Annotated in this window: 14 protein-coding genes; 8 read left to right on the forward strand and 6 right to left on the reverse strand. The window is 72.7% G+C overall.

Annotation, left to right across the window (positions count from 1 at the left end):
- Positions 1-71: 71 nt before the first annotated feature.
- Positions 72-2,858 carry a phosphoenolpyruvate carboxylase gene (ppc, locus tag QCD66_RS04410; RefSeq protein WP_364215795.1) on the reverse strand — a complete coding sequence of 929 codons (2,787 nt, stop codon included), beginning with the start codon at positions 2,856-2,858 and terminating at the stop codon, positions 72-74.
- 202 nt (positions 2,859-3,060) lie between these two features.
- On the opposite strand from ppc, the gene QCD66_RS04415 reads away from it, so the two are divergent.
- On the forward strand, positions 3,061-4,155 hold the full coding sequence (locus tag QCD66_RS04415; RefSeq protein WP_375734256.1) for a S66 peptidase family protein: 1,095 nt from the start codon (positions 3,061-3,063) through the stop codon (positions 4,153-4,155).
- Between the two features lie 97 nt (positions 4,156-4,252).
- Here QCD66_RS04415 and QCD66_RS04420 read toward each other — a convergent pair whose 3' ends face one another.
- Together QCD66_RS04420 and QCD66_RS04425 are read right to left on the reverse strand one after the other, a co-directional pair.
- On the reverse strand, positions 4,253-5,053 hold the full coding sequence (locus tag QCD66_RS04420; protein ID WP_407567010.1) for an endonuclease domain-containing protein: 801 nt from the start codon (positions 5,051-5,053) through the stop codon (positions 4,253-4,255).
- A 171-nt stretch (positions 5,054-5,224) separates the two neighbouring features.
- The gene (locus QCD66_RS04425; protein ID WP_375734254.1) at positions 5,225-6,148 is read right to left on the reverse strand and encodes a cyclase family protein; all 924 of its coding nucleotides are present in this window, start codon (positions 6,146-6,148) and stop codon (positions 5,225-5,227) included.
- A gap of 182 nt (positions 6,149-6,330) precedes the next feature.
- Here QCD66_RS04425 and mfd point away from each other — a divergent pair, with 182 nt between their 5' ends.
- The 4 genes from mfd (at position 6,331) to QCD66_RS04445 (ending at position 13,450) form a co-directional block, all read left to right on the forward strand.
- Positions 6,331-9,954 carry a transcription-repair coupling factor gene (gene mfd, locus QCD66_RS04430; RefSeq protein ID WP_375734265.1) on the forward strand — a complete coding sequence of 1,208 codons (3,624 nt, stop codon included), beginning with the start codon at positions 6,331-6,333 and terminating at the stop codon, positions 9,952-9,954.
- Positions 9,955-10,027: 73 nt separating this feature from the next.
- Positions 10,028-10,729 (forward strand): hypothetical protein, encoded by a 702-nt coding sequence (locus QCD66_RS04435; RefSeq protein WP_375734253.1) that lies wholly within the window; start codon positions 10,028-10,030, stop codon positions 10,727-10,729.
- Positions 10,730-10,733: 4 nt separating this feature from the next.
- Positions 10,734-11,738, forward strand: coding sequence for a nucleoside triphosphate pyrophosphohydrolase (locus QCD66_RS04440; protein WP_375734252.1), 1,005 nt, complete (start codon positions 10,734-10,736; stop codon positions 11,736-11,738).
- Between the two features lie 104 nt (positions 11,739-11,842).
- Positions 11,843-13,450, forward strand: a complete 1,608-nt coding sequence (locus QCD66_RS04445) for a DUF885 domain-containing protein (RefSeq protein WP_375734251.1) — start codon at positions 11,843-11,845, stop codon at positions 13,448-13,450.
- 73 nt (positions 13,451-13,523) lie between these two features.
- Here QCD66_RS04445 and nudC read toward each other — a convergent pair whose 3' ends face one another.
- Entirely contained in the window at positions 13,524-14,426 is a 903-nt protein-coding gene (gene nudC / locus QCD66_RS04450; RefSeq protein ID WP_375734250.1) for an NAD(+) diphosphatase, read from the reverse strand.
- A gap of 32 nt (positions 14,427-14,458) precedes the next feature.
- On the reverse strand, positions 14,459-15,151 hold the full coding sequence (locus tag QCD66_RS04455; RefSeq protein WP_407567011.1) for a hypothetical protein: 693 nt from the start codon (positions 15,149-15,151) through the stop codon (positions 14,459-14,461).
- 340 nt (positions 15,152-15,491) lie between these two features.
- Here QCD66_RS04455 and eno point away from each other — a divergent pair, with 340 nt between their 5' ends.
- The 3 genes from eno (at position 15,492) to QCD66_RS04470 (ending at position 18,184) form a co-directional block, all read left to right on the forward strand.
- Positions 15,492-16,775: a phosphopyruvate hydratase gene (gene eno / locus QCD66_RS04460; RefSeq protein WP_357533892.1), complete on the forward strand. Its 1,284-nt coding sequence runs from the start codon at positions 15,492-15,494 to the stop codon at positions 16,773-16,775.
- 92 nt (positions 16,776-16,867) lie between these two features.
- Positions 16,868-17,506, forward strand: coding sequence for a septum formation initiator family protein (locus tag QCD66_RS04465; protein WP_364215823.1), 639 nt, complete (start codon positions 16,868-16,870; stop codon positions 17,504-17,506).
- Positions 17,507-17,620: 114 nt separating this feature from the next.
- A complete protein-coding gene (locus QCD66_RS04470) occupies positions 17,621-18,184 on the forward strand; it encodes a DUF501 domain-containing protein (protein ID WP_357533888.1) in 564 nt (187 codons plus the stop codon).
- Here the strand turns inward: QCD66_RS04470 and QCD66_RS04475 are convergent.
- Complete coding sequence (locus QCD66_RS04475; protein WP_364215829.1) at positions 18,165-18,899, reverse strand: hypothetical protein; 735 nt, start codon at positions 18,897-18,899, stop codon at positions 18,165-18,167. The two genes, QCD66_RS04470 and QCD66_RS04475, sit on opposite strands and share 20 nt — an antisense overlap.
- Positions 18,900-18,937: the final 38 nt, after the last annotated feature.

Raw genomic sequence — 18,937 nt, forward strand, 5'->3', positions numbered from 1 at the left:
TGCTGGTGACGGCCGGGCGGCGCGGGCGGGGCGGCGGCGCGGCACAGCCGCGCCGCCGCGTGGGGCCAGGGTCAGCCGGTGTTGCGCATGCCGGCGGCGATCCCGTTGACCGTGGTCAGCAGGGCCCGCTCCAGCGCGGTGCCGTCGTCGGGACCACGCCGGGCGCCGGGGGCGGTCGCCACCGCCCGGCCGGCCGCACCGGAGTCCCGGTACTGCCGCAGCAGCGCCACCTGCAGGTGGTGCAGCGGCTCCAGGTAGGTGTCGCGGACGGCCAGCGTGCGCTGGAGCACCGGCGAGTTCTCCAGCAGGTCGGGTGCGCCGGTGATGGCGAGCACCTCGCGCCTGGTCTGCTCGTACTCCTGCTCGATCGTGGCGAAGATCGGCTGTAGCGGCTCGGGCACCAGCGTCTCGACGTACCGCCGGGCGATGCTGAGGTCGGTCTTGGTCAGCATCATCTCGACGTTCGACACGAACGTACGGAAGAAGTGCCAGTTGTCGTGCATCTCGGTCAGGACATCCGACAGCCCCGCCGCCCGGGCCGCCGCCAGCCCCGACCCGACCCCGAACCAGCCGGGCACGATCTGCCGCGACTGGGTCCAGCCGAAGACCCACGGGATGGCACGCAGGCCGCCCAACCCGGCACCGGTGTTCGGCCGCTTCGACGGACGGGAACCGATGTTGAGGGCACCGAGCAGCTCGGTCGGCGTCGACGCCCAGAAGTATTCCGGCAGGTCCGGGTTCTCGACCAGGGCACGGTAGACGCGGAACGCGGCGTCGGAGACGACGTCCATCGCGGCGTCCCACCGCTCCAACTGCTCCTCCGGCTGCCGCGGCGTGGTGTGCAGCAACGTCGCCTGGAGCACCGCGGCGACGGTCAGTTCGAGGTTCTCCCGGGCCAGCGCCGGCAGCGTGTACTTGTCGGAGATGACCTCACCCTGCTCGGTGACCTTGATCGCGCCGTCGAGGGTGCCGTACGGCTGGGCCAGGATCGCCTCGTGGGTCGGGCCGCCGCCCCGGCCGACGGTGCCGCCCCGGCCGTGGAAGAGCCGCAGCCGTACGCCGTGCCGGGCCGCCACGTCACGCAGCGACCGCTGGGCCCGGTGGATCGACCACTGCGACGTGGTGATTCCGGCCTCCTTGTTGGAGTCGGAGTAGCCGAGCATCACCTCCTGCACGTCGCCCCGGGCCGCGACGATCGCCCGGTAGGCGGGCAGCGACAGCATCTCGTCGAGCAGTTCGCCGCCGGCGTTCAACTCGGCGGGCGTCTCCAGCAGCGGCACGAACCCGATCCGGGCCCGGCCGTTGTGCACGTCGACCAGCCCGGCCTCGCGGGCCAGCACGGCCGCGGCGAGCACGTCGTCGACCCCGAGCGTCATCGAGATGATGTACGACTCGACCACCTCGGCCCCGAACCGCTCCTGCGCGTCGCGGATCGTGCCGAACACGTCGAACGTCTTTCGCGCGCCCTCGGTCAACGGGGTGTCGATGCTGGTCAGCGGCCGCCGGCCGGTGAGTTCCTCGGCCAGCAGCTTGGTCCGGTCGGCCCGCGACAGCCGGTTGTAGTCGGTCACCTCGCCGACCCGCCCGTAGAGCTGGGCCAGCACCGCGTGGTGCGCCTCGGCGTGCTCGCGTACGTCCATCGTGGCCAGGTGCAGCCCGAACGACGACACCGTACGGATCACCGAGGCGAGCTTGCCGACGGCGGTGAGCTGCCCGGCGTTGCGGGCCAGCGACGCCCGCATCACCTCCAGGTCGGCGAGCAGTTCGCCGGAGCCCCGGTAGTCGCGGCCCGGCACGTGCGCGGTGCCCCGGGCCAGCCGCTGCCGGGTGTTGTCGAGCTTGGCCTTCACGCAGCGCGCCTTGAGCCGGTAGGGCTCCTCGGCGTTCGTGCGCCGGAACCGGGGCGCGACCTCGGGCAGCGCGTCGAGGTCCTTGGCGAGACTGGCGGACAGGTCCAGCGAGACCCCGCGCAGCCGGCGGGACACCGACACCTCGTCGATGAGGGCGTCCATCGCCTTCTCGGTCGCCTGGATGCCGTGCTCGTGCTGGATGAGCAGCACGTCGCGGGTGACGGTCGGGGTGACGAACGGGTTGCCGTCGCGGTCGCCGCCGATCCAGGTGCCGAAGGTCAGCGGCCGGCTGGTCGGCGACGTCTCCACGCCGAGGGTCCGCAGCGTGTCGGCGAGGTCGTCGAGCACCTGCGGGGCGGCGTCGCCGTAGAGGTCACGCAGGTAGTAGACGGCGTTGCGGGCCTCGTCGGTCGGGTCGGGCCGGTCCAGCCGCAGCTCGTCGGTCTGCCACAGCAGGTCCAGCAGTTCGGCGAGGCGCCGGCTGGTCGGTCCCTCGTCGGTGGCGCCGTACAGCACCGAGTTGGCGGCCTCGGCGTCGAGTTCGTCGGCGACGGCACGCAGCTTCGACAGGATCGACCGCCGGGCGGCCTCGGTCGGGTGCGCGGTGAAGACCGGCCGTACGGCCAGCCGCCGGGCGGCGGCGGCGATCTCGTCGGCGGGCACGCCGCGTTCGGCGATCAGCTTGGCGGCCTGGTCCAGCCAGCCGCCCTGGGTGGCGCGGCGGCGGCGCAGGTCGCGGGAGCGGTGCACCTGCTCGGTGATGTTGGCGAGGTGGAAGTAGGTGGAGAAGGCGCGGGCCAGCTTGGTGCCCGTGGTGACGTCCATCGCGGCGAGCCGCAGCGCGGCGGCCTCGGCGTCGGACCGGACCAGGGCGCGGATCTCCTCGACCAGGTCGAGCAGGGGACGCCCCTCCTGGCGGGCCAGGGTCTGTCCGAGGAGGGTGCCGAGCCGCCGGATGTCGGCGCGCAGCGCCGCGTCGGGGCCGTCGTGGTCTAGCTGGTCGGTCACCGTGCGCTCCTTACAGTTGTACGGAGGACAGCGCTGTCCGGCTCCAAGAATGCTATCGGCGGTGCCACCGGCCGGGGTCGGGGTGGTGAGTCAAGTCTCAGGGGTTACCTGATCGCTACCCTATATCGCCCGAAAGGTGCGATAAGTAAGTGGGCCGAAAACCGCGTGCCCGGGCCGCCGGCCAGGGATAGCGTCGGTCGGCATGCGCTATCCGCCGAAGCCGAAGCCCGGTGACCGGGTCGCGGTGATCTCCCCGTCCGCCGGCCTGCCGGCGATCTTCCCGCACGTGTACGAACTCGGCCTGCGCCGGCTGCGCGAGGAGTTCCTCCTCGAACCGGTCGAATACCCGACCACCCGGGTGATGGGGGCCAGCGCCACCGACCGGGCCCGGGACATCACAGCCGCGTTCGCCGACCCGACGATCACCGCCGTACTCGCCACCGTCGGCGGCGACGACCAGATCACCGTCGTCCCGCACCTCGACGACGCCGTGCTGCGCGCCAACCCGAAGCCGTTCTTCGGCTACTCCGACAACACCAACCTGCTCAACCACCTCTTCGGGCTCGGCATCGTGTCGTATCACGGGGGTTCGGTCCTGGTGCACCTCGGCAGGCCAGGGGCGCTGCACCCGCAGAGCGCGGAGTCGCTGCGCGCCGCCCTGTTCACGTCCGGCTGGTACGACCTCACACCCGCCGACAGTTGGACCGACGAGCCCGCCGACTGGGCCGACCCGGCCAACCTCGACCGCGACCCGCCGATGTTTCCCGGGACGGGATGGCACTGGCAGGGGCCGGCGACGGTGGTCGAGGGGCCGGTCTGGGGCGGCAACCTGGAGATCCTCCACTGGCTGCTCGCCACGAACCGGGTCGGCCCGACCCCGTGGCTGGGCCCGCCGCCCGACCCCGCCGTGGCGTCGGGCGCTGCCACCGCGTCGGGTGGTGCCGTCGAGCGGGGCGGCATCCTGGTCGTGGAGACGTCGGAAGAGTTGCCGTCGGACGTCGAGGTCTACCGCATCCTGCGCAACCTCGGCGAGCGCGGCCTGCTGACGAAGTTCCCGGCCGTCGTCGTCGGCCGCCCCAAGTCCTGGGACTTCGCCAAGCGGCTGTCGCCGCCGCAGAAGCAGGAGTACGCGGCGGCCCAGCGTGCGGCGGTCACCCGCGCCGTCGGGGAGTACAACCCGGACGCCGTGCTCGTCTTCGACGCGGACCTCGGCCACACCGACCCACAGTTGATCATCCCGTACGGCGGCCTCGCCCGCGTCGACGCCGCCCAACGCCGCATCTCCGTCCGCTACTGACGGACGCCCGTCTGTCCTGACTGCCGCCCGCCGCCTCGGTGCCCGGCACGAACTGAGCGTGAGAGGGGTTATCACCGCTGGATAACCCCTCTCACGCTCAGTTCGTGGCCGGCGGTGCGGTCCGGCGGCGTTCCTGGACCGCCTGGCAGACCAGAGCGAGCAGCCGTGCCGGCTGCCGGAGCACGTCGTCGGCGGTGAACCGGAGTACGAGCCAACCCTGCGCCCGCAGCGCGTTCAGTCGGGCGATGTCCCGGCGGAACTGTGAGCGTTCCCGGTGATGGTTGCCTTCGTATTCGATCGCGATACGCCACTGTGGGTAGGCGAGGTCGACTCGACCGATGAATCCGCCCCGGCCGTCGTGGATCTCGAACTGGAGTACCGGCGTTGGGAGGCCACCCTTGACAAGGGTGAGCCGGAGCCGGGTCTCCATCGGGGAACCGCTCAGCGGATCGGCGAGGGCGAGAGCCCGCCTGAACCTGTCCACGCCGGGCCGGCGCCGCCGCGCGGCGGCGTACTCCCTGAGTTGGTCGACCCGGACGAGTCGCCGGCCGAGCAGTGCGTCGACGGCGACGACGCCTTCGGTCGTGGATGCCTGCCGGCCGAGGTCGTATGCGGTTCGGACGGGTGTAGTGACCGGGAGTCCCGCCAGGCGGTCGCGGTCGCCGGGGGCCAGGCGGGGGTAGCCGTACCGGATTCGTGGGTGTCGCCGGCGCCGGGCACCGTCCGGCAGTGCGACGGACACCGGAGTTCGCCGATCAAGGAGATCGACGCCCCAGAGGTAGGCCGCGCTGAGCCCGCAGAAGGCCCCACCAGGCGGCAGGGTCAGCGCGACGGCCTCGCACCACATCCGGTGGTCCTCGGGACGGTAGCCGTCAGCGGACACGTAGACGTCGGGCAATAGGCGGCCCCGCGCAGCATGTCCCTGGTGAGGAGTCCGTCGGCGATGGCTCGACTGCCGAGAAACGGGAGGAAGGCCAACTCTCGTGGAACTTTGGCGGTGCGTGGCATCCGGCGAGCATGTCGCCCGCCGGACGACCCCGTCGCCCCGCGCCGACGGCCGACGGTGGAGTCAGGGCAGCACGGCGAAGGCGCGTACGGGGAGGGTGCCCATCCCGGCGACCATCGGTGGCGCCGCGGTGAAGCGGAAGCCCTCCGGCGGAAGCTGGTCGAGGCCACGCAGGTGCTCGACGATCGGGATGCCGGCGGCCAGCAGTGCGCTGTGCGCCGGCCGCTGCCCGCCGGCGGCGGGGGAGGAGTCGTCGATGTTCAACGAGTCGATGCCGACCAGCGCCGCACCCTGTTCGACCAGCCACCGCGCCCCGTCCCCGGAGAGGTACGGGTGATCCGGGCCGCCGTACCGCTCGGTGCCGAAGTGCGCGTCCCAACCGGTGTGCAGCAGCACCGCCCGGCCGGTCACCTCGTACGGGGCGAGCAGCAGCCGGTCGACGGCACGTATCCCGTCCGGGACGCGTACGACGAGACCGGGCAGGTCGGCGAGTCGGTCGAGCCCGACGCCGGAGAGATCGGGTGTGCCGGCATAGCGGTGTGCGGGCGTGTCGACGTACGTACCCGTGTTGCCGATCATGGTGATCCGGGCGACGTGGAACTCGACGCCCTCGGCGTAGCGGGCCCGGGACGCCTCGCGTGACAGCCACTCGTCGATCACCGGGCCGGGCCACCCGGGCAGCGTCGTCATGCCGCCGTGGATGACGTGGCTCAGTTCGACCAGCCGCCGCCCGCCCCGCCCACTCCCGGCAGCGGCGGTGGTGCCGGTGCCGCGACCACCTCGATGCGCCTCGCGGAGCAGGGTCTTCCCGCTGATCCGCACCTCGGCGACCATGAGCAGCCCCAGGTGCCGTACGAAGAGCGCGGCGAGATCGTCGTCGCTGATGTCCGACCCCGGGATGTCGAGCCGGAAGTCCTCGGTACGCAGCCCGCCACCATTGGTGAAGGTCACCTCGGCGTCGAACCGTACCCGCCACTGTTCAGCCATCGAGGAAGCCGATCAGAGGTACGGGCACGGGGCAAGCGGTTATCGTGCGGCGGTCCCGGATCCGGCGGGGATAGGCTGGTCGGGCACGCTTCGACCCCCGCCCCTACCGGGCGCGGGGGCGCTCGCGCGTGCCTCCACGATCCGGTGCCTCCCCGTGCCACGCGAGGAAGTGACGTCCCATGATGCTCTCCGGTCTGCTCACCGCCGCCCTCGGCGACAAGGGGCTCGCCCGTGCCCGAGACCTGGCCCGGGCCGGCTTCGGCCAGGCCGACGACCTCGACGTGACGGCACCGCCGGCGCTGCGCCCGTTCGTCGTGGCCGCGATGGCCGCCACGGCCGACCGCGGCGGGGCGGACCGGCCGGTGCTGGCGGTCACCGCGACCAGCCGGGAGGCCGACGACCTGGCCGCCGCGCTGCACAGCCTGCTGCCGCCGGAGCAGGTGGCGGTGTTCCCGTCGTGGGAGACGCTGCCGCACGAGCGGCTGTCGCCGCGGTCGGACACCGTCGGCCGGCGGCTGGCGATCCTGCGCCGGCTCACCCACCCCGAACTGGGCGACCCGCTGAAGGTGGTCGTCGCCCCCGTACGGTCGGTGCTCCAGCCGCAGCTCAAGGGGCTCGGTGACCTGGAGCCGGTCGAGCTTGCCCTGAAGGGTGAGGCGTCGCTCGACGACATCGTCCGGCGGCTGACCGACCTGGCGTACGCCCGGGTCGACCTGGTCACCAAGCGCGGAGAGTTCGCCGTGCGGGGCGGCATCCTCGACGTCTTCCCGCCGGTCGACGAGCACCCGTCGCGGGTCGAGTTCTGGGGCGACGAGATCGAGGAGATCCGCACCTTCGCCGTCGCCGACCAGCGCACGATCGAGGCGGTCGACCGGCTGCACGCCCCGCCGTGCCGGGAACTGCTGCTCACCCCGAAGGTCCGGGCCCGGGCGGCCGAGCTGGCCGAGCAGCACCCGGAGCTGGCGGAGATCCTGGAGAAGCTGGCCGAGGGCATCCCGGTGGAGGGGATGGAGTCGCTGGCCCCGGCCCTGCTCGACGGCACCGGCGCGATGGAGCTGCTGCTGCACCGGATGCCGGCCGGCACCCACGTACTGCTCTGCGACCCGGAACGGATCCGCACCCGCGCCCACGACCTGGTCCGTACGTCGGCGGAGTTCCTGGAGGCGAGCTGGGCGGCGGCCGCCGTTGGCGGCCAGGCCCCGATCGACCTGGGCGCGGCCGCGTTCCGGACGCTGGCCGAGGTGCGCGCCACCGCCGCCACGCTGCGCCAGCCGTGGTGGTCGATGGCGCCGTTCGGCCTGGTCGAGGGCGAGGCGGCGGCCGGCGAACCGCAGCCGTGGCTGGACGAGCCGGAGGAGGTGGCCGTCACCCCGGACACGAGTGACGCGGTCACCCTCGCCGCCCACCCGACCCAGCTCTACCACGGCGACACCGGCCGGGTCGTCGACGACCTGAAGCGCTGGGTCGGCGACGGCTGGGCGGTCGCGCTGGTCTTCGAGGGCCACGGTCCGGCACAGCGGTCGGTCGAGGTGCTGCGCGACGCCGGGCTCGGCGCGGTGCTCACCGAGACGATCGAGCAGCCGCCGGCCGCCGGCCAGCTCGTCGTCGCGTGCGGCGCGCTCAACCACGGCTTCGTCGACGAGGCGGCCCGGCTCGCCGTACTCACCGGCAACGACGTCACCGGCGGCCGGGGCGCGTCGACCCGGGACATGCGCAAGATGCCGAGCCGGCGGCGCAACACCATCGACCCGCTGGAGCTGAAGGCCGGCGACCACGTGGTGCACGAGCAGCACGGCATCGGCCGGTACGTGGAACTGATGCAGCGCACCGTCAACGGCGCCGAACGCGAATACCTGGTCATCGAGTACGCCGCCTCGAAGCGCGGTCAGCCAGGTGATCGGCTCTTCGTCCCCACCGACCAGCTCGACCAGCTCTCCCGCTACGTCGGCGGCGAACAGCCCACCCTGCACAAGATGGGTGGCTCGGACTGGCAGAAGGCCAAGGCCCGGGCCCGCAAGGCGGTCCGCGAGATCGCCGCCCAGCTCATCCAGCTCTACGCCGCCCGCAAGGCGTCCAAGGGCCACGCGTACGGGCCGGACACCCCGTGGCAGCGGGAGTTGGAGGACGCGTTCCCCTACACCGAGACGCCGGACCAGCTCGCCGCGATCGAAGAGGTCAAGCGGGACATGGAGCAGCAGGCGCCGATGGACCGGCTGATCTGCGGCGATGTCGGCTACGGCAAGACCGAGATCGCGGTACGGGCGGCGTTCAAGGCGGTGCAGGACGGCAAGCAGGTGGCGGTGCTGGTGCCGACGACGCTGCTCGCCCAGCAGCACTACAACACGTTCGCCGAGCGGATGAGTCAGTTCCCGGTCCAGATCCGGCAACTGTCCCGGTTCCAGACGCCGAAGGAGGCCGAGCAGACGCTCGCGTCCGCCGCCGACGGCAGTGCCGACATCGTCATCGGCACCCACCGGCTGCTGCAGTCGGCGACCCGGTTCAAGCAGCTCGGCATGGTCATCGTCGACGAGGAGCAGCGTTTCGGCGTCGAGCACAAGGAACACCTGAAGACGCTGCGTACGGCGGTCGACGTGCTGACCATGTCGGCCACCCCGATCCCGCGCACCCTGGAGATGGCGATCACCGGCATCCGGGAGATGTCGACGATCGCCACCCCGCCGGAGGAGCGGCACCCGGTGCTGACGTTCGTCGGGGCGTACGACGACAAGCAGGTCGCCGCGTCGATCCACCGCGAGCTGCTCCGCGACGGCCAGGTCTTCTACCTGCACAACCGGGTCGAGTCGATCGACCGGGCGGCCCGCCGGCTGCGTGAGCTGGTGCCCGAGGCCCGGGTCGCGGTGGCGCACGGCCAGATGGGCGAGGACGCCCTGGAGAAGGTCATGGTCGGCTTCTGGGAGAAGGAGTACGACGTACTGGTCTGCACCACGATCGTCGAGTCCGGCATCGACATCCCGAACGCGAACACCCTGATCGTGGAGCGGGCCGACCTGCTCGGCCTGGCCCAGCTGCACCAGATCCGGGGCCGGGTCGGCCGGGGCCGGGAGCGGGCGTACGCCTACTTCCTCTACCCGCCGGAGAAGCCGCTGACCGAGCACGCGCACGAGCGGCTGGCCACCATCGCCCAGCACACCGAACTCGGCGCCGGCATGTACGTGGCGATGAAGGACCTGGAGATCCGGGGCGCCGGCAACCTGCTCGGCGGCGAGCAGTCCGGGCACATCGAGGGGGTCGGCTTCGACCTCTACGTCCGGATGGTCGGCGAGGCGGTGCAGCAGTTCAAGGGCGAGCGGCCGGAGGAGGAGGTCGACGTCAAGATCGATCTGCCGGTCGACGCGCACCTGCCGCACGACTACGTCGGCGTGGAGCGGCTGCGTCTGGAGATGTACCGCAAGCTCGCCGAGGCCCGCGACGACGCCCGGCTGCGCGAGGTGGTCGCCGAGATGACCGACCGCTACGGCACCCCGCCGGAGCCGGTACAGAACCTGGTCGCGGTGGCCCGGTTCCGGCTGCTGGCCCGCGCGTACGGCCTGACCGACGTCTCGTTGCAGGGCCGGCACCTGCGGTTCGGCCCGCTGCCACTGCCGGACTCCAAGCAGATGCGGCTCAAGCGCTACCACCCGGACTCGGTCTACAAGTCGGCGACCGACCAGGTCAGCGTGCCCCGGCCGACCACCCGCCGGATCGGCGGCGAGCCACTGCGCGACCAGGCGCTACTGGACTGGTGCGCCCAGTTGCTCAAGGATGTCCTCGGCGACCCGGCCGGGGCCCGCCCCGAGAACGCGTGAGAGAGTGTCGACCATGCAGCGTGCCCGTCGTCTGGTGTCGATAGCAGTCATTGCCGCCCTTGGACTCGGCGGGATGACCGCCTGCCGGTCGCAGCCGGGCGTCGCCGCGTACGTCGGCGACGGCCACATCACCGAGAAGCGGGTCGACGCGCTCTACAACGACGCGCTCGACCAGTTGACCGCCGTGATCGAGCAGCAGCGGGCCGCCCAGCCGGAGCAGACCGAGGGGCCGACCCCGACCGAGGTCACCCTGCCGATCACCCGGCAGGACATCGTGGTGACCCTGCTCGGCATCGACGTGCTCGGCGGGCTCGCCCGGGAGAAGGGCCTGACCGCGACCCCGATCGCGGTCGAGCAGGTCGTGCAGCAGCTCCGGCTGCCGCCGACCGCGGAGTTCACCCAGCGGTTCGCCGAATACGAGGGCTACGTGCAGGCGCTGGTCGGCGCCTCGCAGCCGGTCGAGCCGAGCGAGGCCGACCTGCGCGACGTCTACGACCGGCTGGCGAAGGGTGGCGGCTTCCGCGACCCGGCGCCGAGCTTCGAGGAGTTCGTCGCCACCCTCGGCACGCAGGACCGCCAGACGCTGTCGCAGAGCATCGGCCTGCGCGACGAGGTCTTCGCGCAGGTGCGGAAGGTCGACGCGACGGTCAACCCCCGGTATGCCCCGGCCCAGCTCGCGCTGGTCACCTTCCAGGGCCCCGACGGGCAGCCGCAGCCGCTGGTGATCCTGCCGTTCGAGGCGAAGACCGCCGAGCCCGCGGTCATCAACCGCTGACCGCATGGCGCGGATCGTACTGCTGGTCACCTCGCCCCGCCTGCCGGCCGGTCTGCTGACGGCGGCGGCGTGGGACGTCGTACGCGCCAATCCGGTCTTCGCCGGGGCGGACGGCGAGATGGTCACGGCGGTGCGCGCGGCGGGCGCCGAGGTCACCGTCACCGAGGACCCGGCGGCCGACCTGCTGGCGGTCGCCGGTGCCGGCCGTACGGTGGTCTGGCTCGCCGGCCCGGCCGGTGACCAGGCGCTGGCCCGCGAGCTGGGGCTGCGCCTGGTCCGCGAACCCGGCCTGGCCGAGCTGGAGCTGATGTACGGCTCGTGGGACCCGCCCGGGGCCCGGCTGCTGGACGCGGTGGCCGTGATGGACCGGCTGGCGTCACCAGGCGGCGACCCGTGGAAGCGGGCGCAGACGCATGCCAGCCTGGCCCAGTTCCTGCTCGAGGAGTGCTACGAGGCGTACGACGCGATCGAGGCCGGTGACCTGGACGCGTTGCGCGAGGAGCTGGGCGACGTCCTGCTCCAGGTGGTGCTGCACGCCCGGCTCGCGCAGGAGCGGCCCGAGGGCGAGAGGTGGAACGTCGACGACGTGGCCGGCGGCCTGGTGGAGAAGATGATCCGCCGCAATCCGCACGTCTTCGCCGGCCGCACGGTCGAGGACATCGACGAGATCGTCGACAACTGGGAGCAGATCAAGCGGGCGGAGAAGGCCCGTGGTTCGGCCATGGACGGGATCGCGCTCGCCCAGCCGGCGCTGGCCCTGGCCGCGAAGATCCTGCAACGGGCGGAACGGGCCGGCGTCGCGGTGCCGCTGCCGACCGGTGGCCCGGTCCCCGAGCCCGCCGCCGAGGCGGAGGCGCCGGACGCGTCGGTCGCCGAGCACGGCCTGGGAGTGGAACTGCTGGCGATCGTGGCGCGGGCGCGGGCCGAGGGGCTGGACGCGGAGGCGGCCCTGCGCCGGACGGCGCTCGCCTACGCCGAGGCGGTACGCGCCGCCGAGGGTTCCGTCTGATCGGGCCGGGGCCGCGACACGCCGGCGACCCGTCCGAACAGCTCCCTGATCACGGGGATCGTGGAGGGCGGCGGGGCACGCGGCGGTTGTCGTAGGTTGGCGGGATGCCGCAGTTCGCTCCGCTCGCCGACCGGATCGTCGAAGCGCTCCTCGACAGTGACCCCGCCCTCGCCTCGTCCGCCGGTGACCATCGGGCCGACGACCGGCTGCCCGACCTGTCCACCGACGGTGTCGCCGCCCGGCTCGCCATGCTGCGCGAGGCCGGCAACGCGCTCGCCGAGGTCGACGTCGACCCCCTCGACCGGCAGGAACAGGTCGACCACGCCATCCTGACCGCCCTCGTCGAGCGCCAGACGTTCGAACTGACCGAGGTACGCACCCACGAGTGGGACCCGCTGAAGCACAACCCCGGGCCGCTGCTCTACGCGCTGCTGGCCCGCCCGTTCGCCCCGGTCGACGTACGGCTGGCGAGCCTCGCCGGCCGGCTCGCCGCCGTACCCGACGCCCTCGCGACGGCCCGGGCGACCCTGCGGGACGTGCCGCGTATCCACGCCGAGACCGCCGCCGGCCAGTTCGCCGGCACGGCGGCGCTGGTCCGCGACGAGCTGCCGGCGCTGCTCGACCAGGCGCCCGGCCTGCGCGACCGGCTGGAACCGGTCGCCCGCGACGCGGTCACCGCGCTGGAGGACTTCTCCGCCTGGCTCCGGGTCGACCGCGGTCCGGGCCGCGATCCGCGGCTCGGCCGGCGGCTGTGGGAGGCCCGGCTCTGGCACACCCTCGACACCGAGCTGCCCGCCGCCGAGGTGCTGCGCCGGGCGCGGGCCCACCTGGCGGAGGCGGGGGAGGAGTTGCGCGCGGCAGCGGCCGAGCTGGTCGGTGGGCCGGCCACCGACGAGACCGTACGGCGGGCCCTGGACCGACTCGGCGCCGAGCACCCCGACGACGCGTCGATCGTGGCCGCGGCGGCCCGGTCGCTGGCCGCGACGACCGAGTTCGTTGCCGGTCACGACGTGGTGTCGCCGGTCACCGATCCGTGCGTCATCCAGTTGATGCCGGAGTTCGCCCGGGGCGTCGCGGTCGCGTACTGCGACCCGCCCGGCCCGCTGGAGACCGCCGACGTGCCGACCCTCTACTGCATCGCGCCCCCACCGTCGGACTGGCCGGCGGAGCGGGTCGAGTCGTTCTACCGCGAATACAACAACCACATGATCGAGAACCTGACCGTCCACGAGGCGATGCCCGGCCACTTCCTGCAACTGGCCCACGCCCGGCGGTTCCGTGGCACGACCCGGGTCCGGGCGCTCGGCTGGTCGGGTCCGTTCGTGGAGGGCTGGGCGGTCTACGCCGAGCAGGTGATGACCGAACTCGGGTACGGCGGCCTGCCGGTGCGGCTCCAGCAGCTCAAGATGCGGCTGCGGATGTCGATCAACGCGATCCTCGACCAGCTCGTGCACTGCGAGGACCTGTCCGAGGCCGACGGGATGGCGCTGATGACCGGGCCGGGATTCCAGGAGGAGGGCGAGGCGGCCGGCAAGTGGCGGCGGGCCCTGCTCACCTCGACCCAGCTCTCGACGTACTTCGTCGGCTACACCGAGGTCGCCGAGATCGGCGCGCGGCGGCCGGCCGGCCGGACCCGGCGCGAGTGGCACGACGCGATGCTCGCGCACGGCTCGCCCCCACCCCGCCACCTCCGCACCCTGCTGGACCTCTGACTCCACCCAAGATCCGCGTGATCAGGGATCGAATCGAGCGTGTCGCCGGCGTGTCGGGGTACGAACTCCCTGATCACGCGGATCTTGGCCGCCTGATGGCGTCGTCGATCAGCCAGCGGGAGATCGAGTACGCCGGCGGGATCTCCGCCGGCAGCCGGTCGAGCGGGAACCAGCGGGCGTCGGCGAGTTCGGTGCCGTCGACGACCGGTTCGGCGTCGGCGGCGCAGACCGCGTGGAAGCCGGCGAGCACCACCCCGGGACCGGACATCGCCCACGGCTGGCTGCCGAAGTAGGTGACCCGGTCGACGGTGAGTCCGACCTCCTCGCCGACCTCCCGGTGCACCGCCTCTTCGAGCGACTCGCCGGCCTCGACGAACCCGGCGACCAGCGCCCAGATGTCGGTCGGCCCGTACGTGTGCCGGACCAGCAGCAGTTCGTCGGCACCGCCGGCCGGGCCGGGCCTTCGGATCGCGGCCAGGATGGCGGGGGAGAGTTGCATCGGCACGTAGAGCGAGCAGGACGGGCAGCGGCGTGCGTGCTCGCCGGGCACGTCGGCCAGTTCGGTCGCGCAGGCGCCGCAGAACCGGTGGGTGCGCCGCCAGGTCATCACCTGCAGCGCCCGGCTGGCGAGTGCGGCGTAGGGCTCGCCCAGTTCGGCGGCGAGCGCCGGCCAGCCCAGCCAGTGACCGAGGCCGTCCCCGGCGGGCTCGGGGCGGGCGCTGTCCCGGCCGGTGCCGGTGGTCGGGGGGTGGGCGGCCGGGGCGGTTTCGGACCCGGTCGGCACGCCGGCCCAGACCCGGGCGCCGTCGAGGGTGCCGAGCGGGATCCACTCGGTGCCGGCGGGCAGGTCGCGTACGGCGGGAAACCCGCCCGTCGCGCCGACCAGCAGCTTCCGGCCGTCGACCAGCAGGCAGAGATCGTCCGGCAGGGCGGGACCGGTGCCCAGGGCGTCGGGGACGAACCGCCCACGCACCACGGACCCGACCGGCGGGCGTGGCGGCGGCACGGTCATGGGTGGCCGGCGCGCCGGTCGACGACAGTGGCCTCGGCGGGCACCTCGAAGGCGTCCGGGTCGACCGCGTCGCGCAGCCGGCTCATCGCGAGTTCGACCGGCTTGCCCTCGACCACCCCGCGGAAACTGCCGAGGACGCCCTCGGTGGTGACGCAGGCGGTGAAGTCCGACGCGGCCACCTCGCCGACCTTGACGCAGGTGGCGTGCCGGCCGGCGACCGTGGTGTCGGTCTGCTCGATGACCGCGTCCGGGTCGAGCGCGGCCGTGGTCAGCATGTTGATCACCATGGTCGGGGTGACCAGCCCCTGGTTGCCCGCGTTCTGGAAGACCGTGATGGCGGGCTTGGCGCTCGGTGACGGCGGGGGCGTGATGGTGCAGGTGGTGCGGTCCTCGGTGACGCAGATGACGGTCGCCTCGTCGGTGACAGTGAGCTTGCCGCCGGGATAGGTGTAGGCGGCCCGGACCGGCTTCTGTGCCTGGACGATGCTCGCCGTCTGGCCGCCGGCGATCTGGTAGTCGGCCGAGTACGTCAGCTCGGTGGACCGGTCGAGCCGGGCGGCGAGGTCGTTCACCAGCTCGGCGCGGTCGATCACCTGCCCGGCGTCGCCCAGCGTCTGGCACCCGGAGAGCAGCATCACGGCGACTAGCGATCCCACGAGGACGCGGGGCAGGGACGGGTGGGCCGACATGGCCCCCAGCCTTGCCGATGGGGTGAAGTCCGCGCAAACCGGTTCCCGCAATATGTGACCCTGGTGGCTAAATGTCGGAAAGCTGACTCATGCGGGTTGCGTACCCGCGGCCCCGGAGGCGACGCCCGGCCGCCAACCGACGCCCGATACGCTGCCTGTGAACGCCCAGCCACGCTGTCCCGGGCCGCAGAGCCGACCGCAACGGCCGGACGCTGCCAGGCCGTGCCGCCGTGGCGGGAAAGTAGGCTCAGCCGCACCGTCGCGGCCCGACCGGTAAGCCCCGGCCGTGCCGAAGCGGCCCAGGGGACTCGTAGGAACCCGACAACGAGGAGCGACCACAGTGGCCACCATCGAGGGGATCGTCGCCCGGGAGATTCTCGACTCGCGCGGCAACCCGACCGTCGAAGTCGAGATCGGGCTGGACGACGGCACGATCGCCCGCGCCGCCGTGCCGTCCGGCGCGTCCACCGGCGCGTTCGAGGCGGTAGAGCTGCGCGACGGCGTGAAGGACCGCTACAACGGCAAGGGCGTCGAGAACGCGGTCGCCAACATCGAGGACCGCATCGTCGAGCAGCTCCTCGGCTACGAGGCCAGCGAGCAGCGGCTGATCGACCAGAAGCTGCTCGACATCGACGGCACCGCCGACAAGTCGGAGCTGGGCGCGAACGCGATCCTGGGCGTGTCGCTGGCCGTGGCGAAGGCGGCGGCCAGCAGCGCCGAGCTGAGCCTCTTCCGCTACCTGGGCGGCCCCAACGCCCACCTGCTGCCGGTGCCGATGATGAACATCCTCAACGGTGGGGCACACGCCGACTCCAACGTCGACGTGCAGGAGTTCATGATCGCCCCGATCGGCGCGCCGACCTTCCGCGACGCGCTGCGGTCCGGCGCCGAGGTCTACCACGCCCTCAAGGCCGTCCTGAAGAAGAAGGGCCTGTCCACCGGGCTCGGCGACGAGGGTGGCTTCGCGCCCGACCTGCCGTCCAACGCCGCCGCCCTCGACCTGATCGCCGAGGCGGTGCAGGCCGCCGGCTACCAGCTCGGCACCGACATCGTGCTGGCGCTCGACGTCGCCGCGACCGAGTTCTACAAGGACGGGTCGTACGTCTTCGAGAGCGCCCAGAAGAGCGCCGACGAGATGGTCAACTACTACGCGAAGCTGGCCGAGGCGTACCCGATCGTGTCGATCGAGGACCCGCTGGCCGAGGACGACTGGGCCGGCTGGTCGGCGATGACCGCATCGCTCGGCAGCAAGCTGCAGATCGTCGGCGACGACCTCTTCGTCACCAACCCGCAGCGCATCGCCCGGGGCATCGCGGAGAGCGCCGCCAACGCGGTGCTGGTCAAGGTCAACCAGATCGGTTCGCTGACCGAGACCTTCGACGCGGTCGAACTGGCCCACCGCAACGGTTTCCGGACCATGATGAGCCACCGCTCCGGCGAGACCGAGGACACCACGATCGCCGACCTGGCGGTGGCCACCGGCAGCGGCCAGATCAAGACCGGCGCACCGGCCCGTTCCGAGCGGGTCGCGAAGTACAACCAGCTCCTGCGGATCGAGGAGGAGCTGGCGGACGCGGCGCGCTACGCCGGAGCCGGCGCGTTCCCGCGATACCGTTCTGCGTAGCATCCCGTCGATCCCCGTGGTCGTGGCGGGTGCCGGCGGGTAGCCGGCCACGACCACGGGGTCACGGAGCACCTCGGGGAGGGGGCGCGACGATGGCGCAGCGCCGCACACCAAGCGGTCAGGGCCCGGCCCGCCGGCCGGGCCAACCGGGCCGGGGCACGACCCGCCGCACCGGCCGGCCGGCCGCCCGTGACTTCGGCGTACGCGTCGACGCGCGGGGCGGATCCGGCCGTACGCCGGGAACCGGCCGGACCACCGACGGGCCGCGCTCGGCCAGCCGGCCGGCCGCCGCCCGGCGGGCCGCCGCCGGCGGTGCCGCCAAGCGCACCACCGCACCACAGCCGCGCCGGATCACCGGCCGGGCGACGGTCCTGATCGCGGTCCTCGTCGCGCTCGCCCTGGCCTACACCTATCCGGTACGCCTCTACCTCAGCCAGCAGTCCGACATCGCCCGGATCGAGGCGGCGCAGGCGGCCCAGCGCGAGCACATCGACGAACTCGCCGAGCGGGCCGAGCTGTGGCAGGACCCGGAATACGTCAAGACCGAGGCCAGGAAGCGGTTCTACATGGTCATGCCGGGTGAGGTGCCGATGGTCGTCCTGACCGATCCCGAGGGGGCGGCCCGGGACGCCGGCGTCGAGCCGGCCGGCCCGCCCGAAGACCCCGCACCCTGGTACGACACGCTGTGGGCGAGCATCCAGGCGGCGAACGACGAAGGCCAGCACCCGTGAGCGCGAGGAGTGCAGCGCAGCGGAGCCCCGCAGTCGCGAACGAAGGGCTGGTGCTGTGAGCGCGAGGAGTGCAGCGCAGCGGAGCCCCGCAGTCGCGAACAAGAGGAAGACGGCATGACGGTTGAGCCACCCGCGGAAGCGGCCGCCGCGGCCGTACCGCCGCCGGTGCGGGAACCGGCGACCGAGGCCGACCTGGCCGCTGTCGGCGCGCAGCTCGGTCGGCCCCCGCGGGGTACCCGCGCGGTGGCCCACCGGTGTCCGTGCGGGCTGCCGGACGTGGTCGAGACGACGCCCCGGCTGGCCGACGGCACCCCGTTCCCGACGCTGTTCTACCTGACCTGTCCGCGGGCGACGGCCGCGTGCAGCCGGCTGGAGTCGGCCGGCGTGATGAAGGAGATGGCGGAGCGGCTGGCCGATGACCCGGAGCTGGCGGCCCGCTACCTGGCCGCCCACCACGACTACCTGGCCCGGCGGGAGGCGATCGGCGAGGTGCCGGAGATCGCCGGGGTGTCCGCCGGCGGTATGCCGGGCCGGGTCAAGTGCCTGCACGTGCATCTCGGCCACGCGCTGGCCGCCGGCCCCGGCGTCAACCCGTTCGGCGACGAGACGCTCGAACTGGTCGAACCGTGGTGGACCGGCGGCCCGTGCGTCGACGTGCCTACGACTGGATCACACTGACGTCGACGATCTCCGCGCCGGCCGGCGGGGCGAACGCGGATCCGTCGACCCGGTCGGAGTAGCCGCTGAGTTCGAGCGAGGCATTCTCGCCCGTGTCGGTGGTGCCGTTGAACGCCGCGAGTACGCCCGACTCGGTCACGCAGACCGAGAAGTCCTGCGCCACCGTGTCGGCCGCGGCGTTGGGGTCCTTGATCCCGGTCACGTCGGCGCACAGCGACTTCTGGCCGGCGATGGTCCGCTCGGAGGTCTCGACGTCGGCGTCGGGAACCAGCGCCGCGAGGGCGACCATGCCGAGCGCGATCTCCGGGGTGATGAAGCCGGGTCCGGCCACTCCCGCGAGCAGGGTCGGATCGCCGGTGGCGGCGGCGTGGTTGGGGGCCTTCTGGCAGGTGACCCGGCCGGCGGTCGGGCCGCAGAAGATCATGTGTTCCGGTGTGAAGATCATGCGGCCGTCGCCCTTGACGGTCGCGGTGTTCGGCGGCTGCTGCACGTAGCTGACCGTGTCGCTGTCGCTGCCCTCGATCCGGTATTCGGCGGTGTAGGTGAGGCCGGCTGCCTTGCCGAGCCGGTCGGAGAATTCCGACAGGACGCCGGCGGTGTCCACCACGTTCCGGACGGTGTCGATGACGCCGCAGCCGAGCGAGCCGACGGTGAGGACGACGGCGGCCGGGATGGCGACGAAGCGCGCGGCGAAGGGTGCGCGGGGCGTTGTCATGTTCTCACTGTCGGCTTCGATCGGCCGCCGTCGACATT

It is taken from the genome of Polymorphospora sp. A560 (assembly GCF_045781765.1).
Classification (GTDB): Bacteria; Actinomycetota; Actinomycetes; order Mycobacteriales; family Micromonosporaceae; genus Polymorphospora; species Polymorphospora lycopeni.